The organism is Mesorhizobium sp. YM1C-6-2 (assembly GCF_003666685.1).
GTDB lineage: Bacteria > Pseudomonadota > Alphaproteobacteria > Rhizobiales > Rhizobiaceae > Mesorhizobium_K.
This window is the reverse complement of sequence record NZ_RCIZ01000050.1, coordinates 1-225: the sequence shown is the minus strand read 5'-3', so window position 1 is coordinate 225 and position 225 is coordinate 1. Positions and strand designations below refer to the sequence as shown.

The following is a 225-nucleotide window of genomic DNA, read 5'->3' as shown; positions in this document are numbered from 1 at the left end:
CTAATTCGATTTTTCGCTGGCACGGTGATGCGGGTCCTCGCCGGCCTGGCGCTTCTTCTGCTCCTCATCACCAGCCAGTGCGTATGGCGATCTCGGCAACTTGTCGATCATCCGGAAGTGATTTCCGGGCTTGTCGGATCGCCGATCCCGCGTCAGCAAATAAACGGGTATGCACTGGACGCGCATTGAAATTAGACCATGCTTATGGAGTGGGCTGGGGGCTCT

General features: G+C 56.9%; 1 protein-coding gene. It reads left to right on the top strand.

What is annotated here, in order from left to right; all coding sequences use genetic code 11:
* Positions 1-189: hypothetical protein (locus D8676_RS27585; RefSeq protein ID WP_210210776.1), on the top strand; the 189-nt coding region annotated here is incomplete at its 5' end.
* Positions 190-225: the final 36 nt, after the last annotated feature.